The 9,338-nt window shown below is 73.6% G+C and carries 13 protein-coding genes and 1 tRNA gene; 4 read left to right on the forward strand and 10 right to left on the reverse strand.

Annotated elements, in window-relative coordinates; all coding sequences use genetic code 11:
• Window positions 1-17 precede the first annotated feature (17 nt).
• The 5 genes from V5O49_RS01150 to V5O49_RS01170 form a co-directional block, all read right to left on the reverse strand.
• Window positions 18-308 (reverse strand): DUF1905 domain-containing protein, encoded by a 291-nt coding sequence (locus V5O49_RS01150; protein ID WP_332900621.1) that lies wholly within the window; start codon window positions 306-308, stop codon window positions 18-20.
• An 81-nt stretch (window positions 309-389) separates the two neighbouring features.
• Window positions 390-1,064: an SDR family NAD(P)-dependent oxidoreductase gene (locus tag V5O49_RS01155; RefSeq protein WP_332900622.1), complete on the reverse strand. Its 675-nt coding sequence runs from the start codon at window positions 1,062-1,064 to the stop codon at window positions 390-392.
• A gap of 190 nt (window positions 1,065-1,254) precedes the next feature.
• A complete protein-coding gene (locus V5O49_RS01160; RefSeq protein ID WP_332900623.1) occupies window positions 1,255-1,746 on the reverse strand; it encodes an SRPBCC family protein in 492 nt (163 codons plus the stop codon).
• A 128-nt stretch (window positions 1,747-1,874) separates the two neighbouring features.
• Window positions 1,875-2,588 carry an AfsR/SARP family transcriptional regulator gene (locus V5O49_RS01165; protein ID WP_332900624.1) on the reverse strand — a complete coding sequence of 238 codons (714 nt, stop codon included), beginning with the start codon at window positions 2,586-2,588 and terminating at the stop codon, window positions 1,875-1,877.
• Window positions 2,589-2,725: 137 nt separating this feature from the next.
• A complete protein-coding gene (locus V5O49_RS01170; protein WP_332900625.1) occupies window positions 2,726-3,073 on the reverse strand; it encodes a hypothetical protein in 348 nt (115 codons plus the stop codon).
• A 113-nt stretch (window positions 3,074-3,186) separates the two neighbouring features.
• Here V5O49_RS01170 and legP point away from each other — a divergent pair, with 113 nt between their 5' ends.
• From legP to V5O49_RS01190, 4 genes are all read left to right on the forward strand, one after another.
• Window positions 3,187-4,230, forward strand: coding sequence for a Dot/Icm T4SS effector Zinc-dependent metalloprotease LegP (gene legP / locus V5O49_RS01175; protein WP_332900626.1), 1,044 nt, complete (start codon window positions 3,187-3,189; stop codon window positions 4,228-4,230).
• Between the two features lie 27 nt (window positions 4,231-4,257).
• Complete coding sequence (locus V5O49_RS01180; RefSeq protein WP_332900627.1) at window positions 4,258-4,470, forward strand: hypothetical protein; 213 nt, start codon at window positions 4,258-4,260, stop codon at window positions 4,468-4,470.
• Between the two features lie 13 nt (window positions 4,471-4,483).
• On the forward strand, window positions 4,484-4,783 hold the full coding sequence (locus tag V5O49_RS01185; RefSeq protein WP_332900628.1) for a hypothetical protein: 300 nt from the start codon (window positions 4,484-4,486) through the stop codon (window positions 4,781-4,783).
• Window positions 4,784-5,012: 229 nt separating this feature from the next.
• A complete protein-coding gene (locus V5O49_RS01190; RefSeq protein ID WP_332900629.1) occupies window positions 5,013-5,480 on the forward strand; it encodes a hypothetical protein in 468 nt (155 codons plus the stop codon).
• A 76-nt stretch (window positions 5,481-5,556) separates the two neighbouring features.
• Here the strand turns inward: V5O49_RS01190 and V5O49_RS01195 are convergent.
• From V5O49_RS01195 to ribD, 5 genes are all read right to left on the reverse strand, one after another.
• A tRNA-Pro gene (locus tag V5O49_RS01195) sits at window positions 5,557-5,633 on the reverse strand.
• 132 nt (window positions 5,634-5,765) lie between these two features.
• Window positions 5,766-6,260, reverse strand: coding sequence for a 6,7-dimethyl-8-ribityllumazine synthase (gene ribH / locus V5O49_RS01200; RefSeq protein ID WP_332900630.1), 495 nt, complete (start codon window positions 6,258-6,260; stop codon window positions 5,766-5,768).
• Entirely contained in the window at window positions 6,257-7,591 is a 1,335-nt protein-coding gene (locus tag V5O49_RS01205; protein ID WP_332900631.1) for a bifunctional 3,4-dihydroxy-2-butanone-4-phosphate synthase/GTP cyclohydrolase II, read from the reverse strand. Before V5O49_RS01205 ends, ribH begins: the two co-directional genes overlap by 4 nt.
• Window positions 7,588-8,226 carry a riboflavin synthase gene (locus tag V5O49_RS01210; RefSeq protein ID WP_332900632.1) on the reverse strand — a complete coding sequence of 213 codons (639 nt, stop codon included), beginning with the start codon at window positions 8,224-8,226 and terminating at the stop codon, window positions 7,588-7,590. The genes V5O49_RS01205 and V5O49_RS01210 overlap by 4 nt, the downstream gene beginning before the upstream one ends.
• Complete coding sequence (ribD, locus tag V5O49_RS01215) at window positions 8,226-9,338, reverse strand: bifunctional diaminohydroxyphosphoribosylaminopyrimidine deaminase/5-amino-6-(5-phosphoribosylamino)uracil reductase RibD (RefSeq protein WP_332900633.1); 1,113 nt, start codon at window positions 9,336-9,338, stop codon at window positions 8,226-8,228. Before ribD ends, V5O49_RS01210 begins: the two co-directional genes overlap by 1 nt.

The following is a 9,338-nucleotide window of genomic DNA, read 5'->3' on the forward strand; positions in this document are numbered from 1 at the left end:
CGTCAGGCGGCGCGAGGTCAGCCGCGCCGCCGCGTCAGGCGCACCGTGACGGTGTCACCGACGTCCTTGCCGAGCCGCCGGCGCAGCCGCGCGTTCAGGGACAGCATCAGCTCGCCGCGACCCGTCGGCATGAGACCGATGTTCTCCAGCTCCACGTCGTCGACCGTGGCGTCGACCCGGACCGACCGTCCCGTCCCCAGGAGCTCGGCCGCACCCGCCAGCTCGACGCAGGGCCAGACGTCGCCGCGGACGTCCACCCCGATCGGCGCGGTGACGGTGTGGTCGAGGGCCGTGGGCGCTGTCGTCATGATTCCTCCGGTGCATCGGGTCGTCGTCGTCGTGGTGACGGCTCCGCCCGGGAGAACTCATCGGTCCCACGGACGGCGTGGCTACTCCCGTCCCTCCTCGAGCGGGATCAGCATCGTGCGGAACTCCCCCGGCGTGCTGGCCAGCTCCCAGACGCGCTCGGCCACGTCGTCGATGCCGTTCTCGAGCTGCAGCTTCGGGATCGCCCCCGGGATGACCAGCTGGGCGACGCGGATGCCCTCGTCGGCGAGCGCGTCGTGCAGCATCTCGCCGTACGCGCTCTCGGCGGGGAAGGCCACGGAGGTCCCGGCGAACCCCGCACGGGCCTTGACCGACGTGCCGCCGTTGATCAGCACGATGCTGCCCTCCCCCGCCCGGCGCATGCCGGGCAGGACGGCGCGGACCGCGCTGATGAGGCCGAGGGCCGAGAAGCTGAGCGCGTCGAGCGCCAGCTCCGGGGTGAGGTCCAGGACCGGCTTCAGGTACTCGCGCGCCGGCAGCGGGCTGTACTGCAGGGCGGTGATCTCGCCGAGGTCCTCGGCCGCGCGCCCGAGCGCCGCCTCGAGCGAGGCACCGTCGCGGACGTCGGCCGCGTAGCCCCGCGCCGTCACGCCGTCGGCGCCGAGCTCGGCCGCGAGCGCGTCGAGCTTCTGCTGGTCGCGCGAGACCAGGGCCACGGAGAACCCCTCCCGGCCGAAGCGCCGCGCCACGGCGGCTCCCAGGTTCGGACCTGCTCCGATGATGGCCATCGTCGGCATCGCGACCTCCTTCAGTGTCGGGGTGTTCCTCCGGGACCCTACTGCCGCCGGCGAGGCGGGGCACGACCAACGACCCCGCGCGGCTCCCGGCCGTCCGGCCCGAGGACGCCGCGCATCGGCTCCGCGCACGAGAGAGGCGTTCCTGCGGGATCACCCCGCCGGAACGCCCGTCCCCCGAACCGACGGAGTCCTACGTCTCCGCACCGGCGGTCTCGACCGCCTCCTTGATGCGCTGCAGGCGGTGGTGCACGAGCCGGTCCGGCCCCTTGCCCTCGAGCCGGTCGATCATGCGCTCGTACAGCGGCGGGTCGTGGACCGTGACCGTCAGCGTCATCGTCGTCCCCTCGCCGTCCGGTGCGAACAGGTGGGACAGCGTGTACAGCGCGGTGTCGTGGCGCGGATGCTCCAGCCCGATCAACGACATCGTGGGCTGCATCGCGATGTCGATGCGCTCGTCGGGGACGACCTCGACGTACTCGAGCCGGTCGTCCTCCTCCATCGGGCCGCTCCGCATGGACAGTCGCGCCGTCGTCCCGACGCCCTCCGGCGTCGTGCGGGACTCCACGACGTGCTTGGGGTCGCCCGCGAAGAGCTGCTCCGGGTCCAGGCAGTACCGGTAGACCTGCCCGGGCGAGGCGTCGATGTGGATCGACTGCTCGACCCTCGTCCTGATGTCCGTCATTCCTCTCACCCCCCTCTCGCGTCTCGCGAGGTGGGTCCAGACACTTTCAGGCTAGGTCCGGGCACGGCCGCTCGCAGTCGGCGCCGGGCGCCCGGGTCGCCTCCGACGCGCGCCCAGGCCCTCTCTCCTCAGACGGCGAGGAGCGTCGCGGTCTGCGGTGTCGGATCGACGCCGAGGGCGCGCTGCAGCGTGCGGCGGCACGCCGTGTAGGCGCGCCGCGCCTCGGCCACGTTGCCCTCGGCGAGGTGGATCGCGATGACGGTCCGGTGCGCGCTCTCGCGCAGGTCGTCGACGACCAGCGCCGCGAGCGCCGCCTCGATCGCCAGACCGAACCGTCCGTGCCCGGCGAGGAGCGCGGCGCCGTTCTCCAGCAGGTGCAGCCGCACCTGCCGCAGTCGTTCACGCTCCTCGTCGAGCCAGCGATCCTCCCAGTCGGGCAGCAGCTCCCCTGCCGCGAGCGCGACCTCGGTCGCCGCGGCAGCCCGCGCGGGGTCGTGGACCGAGTGCGCGGCGTCGGTCAGCCGGTGGACGTCGATCTCCGGGTCCAGCCCGAGGCCCACCGAGCACCCGGTGGTCTCGACCAGTCCCGGCAGGGCCTTGTTGGTCCGCCACAGGCAGGTGCGCAGGCTGGCCAGCGCGCGGTCCTCGGCGACGTCGCACCAGAGCCGGTCGGCCAGCCGGCGGCGACCGGTCCTGCCCTGCAGCGCCAGCACCGCGACCAGTCGCTGCGCCTGCACGGGCAGGTCGACGGGTCCGTCGGCGCACGACACCGCGAACCCGCCGAGCAGCTGCACACTGACCTCGCGCGAGCGGGACCCTGCCGGACGCGACGTCGTCTGCATCGCCTCTCACCACCCCGGGACGGACCGGCTCCGGAGCCGACGGCTCGGTGCCCTGTCAGAAGAGAGGCCCGCCGTCGCGCGGCTGATACGGCAGCAGGACGCGGCGCGTCGTGTCCCCAGCACCGGGTGGACGCGGGTCAGCCGGCGACCCGCCGCACCGGGACGTCCAGGGTCTGCTCGTCGGCGCCGAGGTCGAGGCCCACGTGCTGGACCGTCACCAGGTCACCGGGCGTGACGTCACCGGAGCCGTCGACGTCGACGTGCGCGGCCACGGCGCAGTCCGCGCGAGGGGCGGGCGCGGTCAGGTCCAGGTCGACGACGACGCCGCCGTCGGGCCCGTCCACGGCGTCCACGTCCCGGGAGATCTCGGCGAGGCGGACCGAGGACGCGTCGGCCCGGCTCACGTCGAGGACCCGCACCGTGACCGATGCACCCGGGGTCGGCACAGCACCGTCGGCGGCGAACACCCTGGCGTGGACCCTCATCGGCTGCCTCCGCTCCGGTGGTGACGACGGCGTGACGCCGCGGTGACGCCGCGTTCCTAGCGTACGAGCCAGTGGCACACGTCACAGCCGACGAGCACGAAGGGAGACGGACCGTGACCGACGACAGCGCGGGGAGCGCGCAGCAGATGGAGGAGGACAACGTCGGACTCCTCGGCGGGGACGACGTCCGCACCGGCCTGGTGGTGCTGTCCAGCGGCGAGACCCGGGCCGTGCAGTACGCGGCGGTGGACGGCCTGGCCGTGTTCGAGGGCGACATCGTCCTCGGCACCGTCGACGAGATGGAGAGCGCCACGGCGCAGCTGTCCGGGCGCGCGCAGGCCGGCGACGACGTCGCCCACGGCGTGGTGCACCCCAGCCAGAGCCGACGCTGGCCGAACGCCCTGATGCCCTACGAGATCGACCCGGCGGTGACCAACGGCGAGGCACGGGTCGCGGCCGCGATCCAGCACTGGGAGCAGAACACCCACATGCGGTTCGTGCGCCGCACGTCGGCCAACGCCTCGCAGTATCCGAACTACGTGCGCGTGATCCGGGGGGACGGGTGCTGGTCCAAGGTCGGCATGCGCGGCGGGAAGCAGGAGCTCAGCCTGGCCGACGGCTGCGGCTTCGGGGCGGCGGTGCACGAGTTCGGCCACGCCTGGGGCATCTGGCACGAGCAGTCGCGGGAGGACCGCGACGGGTTCGTCACGATCCGCTGGGCGAACATCACCTCGGGCAAGGAGCACAACTTCAACCAGCACATCTCCGACGGCAACGACGTCGGGGCGTACGACTACGGCTCGATCATGCACTACGGCCGGTTCGCGTTCTCCAAGAACGGCCAGCCGACGATCACGCCCAAGCAGTCGGGCGTCACCATCGGGCAGCGCTCCGGGCTCTCGGCCGGGGACATCGCGACCGTGCACCACATGTACCGCCTGTGGCACACCCACATGACCGTGGCGCAGACCTACGCCACCAGCGGCAGCAAGAACGCCTGGGTCAACCTCGTCGGCATGGGCTGGCGACGCATCGACCCGAACGCGTCCGACGGCGTGACGGACGTGTTCGCCCAGGCGGTCTGGGCGCGCGCCGAGGGGCGCAAGCTCACCGTCTACGCCGACGGCCGGCACATCTACCGCGCCTACATGCTCTAGCGACCTCTAGCGACAAGGAGAAGAACGATGTGGACCGTGATCAACCAGACCTACGCCACCAGCGGCAGCAAGAACGCGTGGGCCCACCTCAAGAAGAACGACACCGGGTGGCGCAGGATCAAGCCCAGCTCGTCCGACGGCGTGACGAACGTGTTCCTGATGCTGGTGGCGGCGAAGGCCAGCGGCAAGCAGGCCCACGTCGTCCAGGACGGGGACAAGATCACCAAGGCCTACTTCTGAGGAGTCGAGTGCGGTGAACGACGACATCACCATCACCATCACGGTCGGCCGGTCCGGCGCCTCCGGCGGCTCGACGACGGTCTCGACCCAGGACGCGGACGAGGCGGCGCCGCCCGAGGAGCTGGTCCTGGCCGACGACGAGACCTCCGACGCGCAGGACGACGCCCCGCCGGAGGACGTCGGCGTTCCCGACGACGCGCAGGCGAGCTCGGACGACGACGCGCCTCCCGAGGATCTCGGGCCCGCCGGATCCGACGCCGCCATCGTGGCGGACGACGACGCGCCGCCCGAGGACGTCGGCAGCCCGTCGTAGGTGCCGGCCCCGTCCCGCACCGGGGGCGGTCCCCCCGCGTCCCGGGGGGCCGCCCCCGGCGTGCGGTCCGGAGGCGCACCGGGTGAACGTGCCCTCGGGCACACCTTTTCACCCGGTGCGCTGATGCGTTCTGTGACGGCGCGTGGACACAATGGCGGCGGATCGCCACGTCGCGATCTCGAGAAGTTCTCGACAAGGTCAACGGATCGTAGTGAAAGAAGGACTCTGTATGAAGATCCAGCGCACACTCGCGGGCGCCGCCGTCGCCGCCCTCGCGACGCTGGGCGTCGCGGGTACCGCCCACGCCGCCGACGACAGCACCACCGTTCCCGGCCAGCAGGGACGTGACGGCACCGTCGTCGGCCACTACACCTCGCTGTACGCCTCCGACGACGCAGGCGACTGGTACTGGGACCTCGGTGACGGGCGCGTCCAGGGCACCGTCGACGGCGTCGACGAGCTCGACCCGGACACCGTGGTCACCTGCGACTACCAGGTGATCTACCGCGGCGACTTCGGCGACGACCCCAGCCTCGACGACGGATGGATCAAGAACAACATCCGCTGCGACGACGGCACGACGTACAACAGCACCTACGTCAGCTCCGAGGACCCGCGCTACACCGGCGAGCACCCCATCTGGGGCAGCTGGGACATCGTCGTCAGCACCATGTCCGGGACCGGCAACACGGTCTGAGCCGGCCGCCGACGGCAAGCTCGACGAGCGACAAAGAGGCCGCCCACCGGATCATCGTCCGGCGGGCGGCCTCTCTTGGTCGGGCTGACAGGATTTGAACCTGCGACCCCTTGACCCCCAGTCAAGTGCGCTACCAAGCTGCGCCACAGCCCGTCCGGCCCGTGCCCGTACGCAGGTACGAGGAACCGGCCGGTGCGGCCCCGCAGGGCCGACCGAAATACTACCCCAGACCGGGCACCGCTCGTCCACTCGGCAGAGCCGGTGTGTCCGGGGTCACCGAGAGGGTCAGCCGACGGGCGCCGACGCGGCCTTCCGCACGCCGCGCACCACGTGCGCCGTCGCGAGCGCTGCCGCCGCGGCCTCGTAGCCCTTGTCCTCGTGCGAGCCCTCGAGCCCGGCACGGTCGAGGGCCTGCGCCTCGTCGTCGCACGTGAGCAGACCGAACCCGACCGGCACCGTGTGGTCCAGCGCGACCCGGTTGAGGCCGTCCGTGGCCGCAGCGCACACGTAGTCGAAGTGCGGGGTGCCGCCCCGGATGACGACACCGAGCGCCACGACGGCGTCGTAGCCCGCCGCGGCGCAGGCCTGGGCCGCCACCGGCAGCTCGAAGGACCCGGGCACCCGCAGCACGTCCGGCGCGACCGCGTGGTCGGCGCACGCGCGGCGGGCACCGTCGAGCAGGCCGTCCATGACGGTGTCGTGCCAGGAGGCGGCGATCACGGCCACCCGCAGGTCCGAGCTGTCCACGGCGTGCGTGGCGGGCGCCCCCGCCCCGCTCATCGCAGGACCTCGTGCGCCGTCGTCGTGCCGGTCATCGGTTCTCCTTGAGGTTCGAGTCGAGGGTGAGGGTCGATCCCGGGTCGAGGTTCGACCTCGGGTTCAAGGTTCGGCAGGTCGTGTCCCATCCGGTCACGCTTGGTGCGCAGGTAGGCCACGTTGTCGGGGGCCGGGTGGATGGCCAGCGGCACCCGCTCGGCCACCGCGACTCCCCCGGCCCGCAGTCCGTCGACCTTGGCCGGGTTGTTCGTCAGCAGCCGCACGGACTCGACGTCCAGGTCGCGCAGCACGTGCGCGGCCGCCGTGTACTCCCGCGAGTCCACGGGCAGCCCCTGGGCCAGGTTCGCGTCGATCGTGTCCTGGCCGCCGTCCTGCAGGCTGTACGCCGTCAGCTTCGCCACCAGCCCGATGCCCCGGCCCTCGTGGCCGCGCAGGTAGACGACGACGCCCCGGCCGGCCTCCTGCACCGCACGCAGCGCGGAGTCCAGCTGCGGGCCGCAGTCGCAGCGCAGGGAGCCGAAGGCGTCCCCGGTCAGGCACTCCGAGTGCACGCGGGTCAGCACCGGTCCGGCCCCGTCGAGGTCGGCGAGCGCGCCGGCCACCAGTGCCACGTGCTCGTCGCCCGTGACGCGGTCGCGGTAGCCCACCGCCGTGAACTCCCCGTGCCGGGTGGGCAGCCGGGTCACGGCGAGGCGGTCCACGGTCGACTCCGTGGCGCGGCGGTACGCGACGAGGTCGGCGACGCTGACCAGCGCCAGTCCGTGCTCGGCGGCGAACTCCCGCAGGGCCGGGCGGCGCATCATGGTGCCGTCGTCGTGGGTGACCTCGGCCAGCACGCCCGCGCTGCCGCGCCCGGCCAGCCGGGCGAGGTCGACGGCGGCCTCGGTGTGCCCCGTGCGTTCCAGAACGCCCCCGTCGCGGGCCCGCAGCGGCAGCACGTGCCCGGGCCGGGTCAGGTCGGCGGGCGTCGCCCCCGGGTCGGCCAGGACCCGGGCGGTGCGCGCCCGGTCCGCGCCGGAGATCCCGGTCGTGACGCCCTGTGCGGCGTCCACCGTGATCGTGTACGCGGTCCGGAAGGCGTCCCGGTTCTCGGTGACCATCAGCGGCAGGCGCAGCCGGTCCAGGGTCGCGCCGTCGGCGGCGACGCAGACCAGCCCGCTGGTGTGCCGCACCGTGAAGCCCATGAGCTCCGGCGTGGCGGCATCGGCGGCGAAGATCAGGTCGCCCTCGTTCTCCCGGCTCTCGTCGTCGACGACGACGGCGGCCTGTCCGGCACCTACCGCTGCCACGGCGCGCTCGACGCGCTGGCGCACGTCCGGGTCGACGACGCTCATCGGAGCACCTCCGCGATCTCGGCCGGCGGCACGGCCGGCCCGGCCAGACGCCCGTCCAGCAGCCGCTCGACGTGCCGGGCGAGCACGTCCGTCTCGAGGTTGACCTGCGCGCCCACGGCACGAGATCCCAGGGTGGTGCGCGCGAGCGTCTCGGGGATCAGGCTGACCGTGAACCGGTCCGCACCGGCCTCCACGACGGTCAGGGACACGCCGTCGACCGCGATCGACCCCTTGGCCACGACGTACCGCGCCAGGTCGGCCGGCAGGGAGATCTCCACGACCTCCCACCGCTCGCCGGGCGTGCGCGCCAGGACGGTGCCGACGCCGTCGACATGGCCCTGCACGATGTGCCCGCCGAGCCGGTCGCCGACCGCGAGCGCCGGCTCCACGTCGACCCGGTCGCCGGCACGCCGGTGCCCGAGCGTGGTCATCTCGAGGGTCTCGGCCATGAGGTCGGCCGTCCAGGTGCTGTCGTCGTGGTCGGAGACCGTCAGGCAGCACCCGTCGACCGCGATCGAGTCGCCGGTGCGGACGCCGTCGAGCACGCCCGGCGAGCGCACGGTGAGGCGTGCGGCGTCCGCGGTCCTGGTCAGGGCCACCACGGTGCCGAGCTCGGACACGATGCCGGTGAACATCAGGACTCCTTCCGCGGCCGCAGGGTGAGCCGCAGGTTCGTGGCGGCCAGGCCGGAGGCGGGGCCGTCGGGGGTGGCGAGGTCGTCGGGCGTCGGGTCGACGACGGTGGCGTCGACGAGGTCGAACCGTGCGGCGTCGGTGATGGTCGTGATGCCGAGGTCTCCGACGGCGGCGGTGCCGGCGCCGAGCAGGGTCGGGGACACGTAGGCGACGATCTCGTCGACGAGCCCGGCGCGCAGGAAGGCCGCCGCCAGCGTGGCGCCGCCCTCGAGCAGCACGTGACGGCGGTCGAGGTCCCAGAGCCGGGTGAGCGCCGCGCGAGGGTCGCGGGTGCGCAGGTGGCGGGCGGCGGCACCGTCCGGGCCCGGGCCGGCCAGCCGGGCGGTCGCGGGGATCTCGCGCAGGCCCATGACCGCCCGCAGCGGCTGCGGCCCGGGGGCGTCCCGGACGGTGAGCGACGGGTCGTCGTCCAGCAGGGTGCCGGTGCCCACCAGGACGGTGTCGGCCTCGGCGCGCAGGCGGTGCACGTCGCGGCGGGCGGCGGCCGACGTGATCCAGCGCGAGGTGCCGTCGGCGGCGGCGCTGCGGCCGTCGAGCGTCGTGGCGACCTTCCACGTGACGAACGGCCGCCCGAGCGTGACCGCCGCGGACCATGCATGGTTCAGCGCCCGCGCCGCGTCGGCCCGGACCTCGCCGACGACGGTGACCCCGGCCGCGCGCAGGACGTCGGCTCCCCCGGCGGCCTGGGGGTTGGGGTCGGGCTGGGCGAACACGACGCGGGACACGCCGGCGTCGCGCAGCGCCTCGGCGCACGGGCCGGTACGACCGGTGTGCGCGCAGGGTTCGAGGGTGACGACGGCGGTGGCGCCGCGCAGCGCAGCCGGGCCGTGGGCGTGCCGGGCGTTGGTCAACGCCACCGCCTCGGCGTGCGGCGTGCCGGCGCCCCGGTGGAATCCCTCGGCCAGCGTGGCGCCGTCGGCGTCGAGCAGCACGCACCCGACGCGCGGGTTGGGCCCGAGGTCGAGTCCCGGTGTCGCGGCGAGGGTCAGCGCGCGCTCCATCGCGGCCTGCTCGGCCGGTGTCACCGTGGGACCCGCCGTGGCGGTGGTCAT

This window comes from Isoptericola haloaureus, from assembly GCF_036689775.1.
Classification (GTDB): domain Bacteria; phylum Actinomycetota; class Actinomycetes; order Actinomycetales; family Cellulomonadaceae; genus Isoptericola; species Isoptericola haloaureus.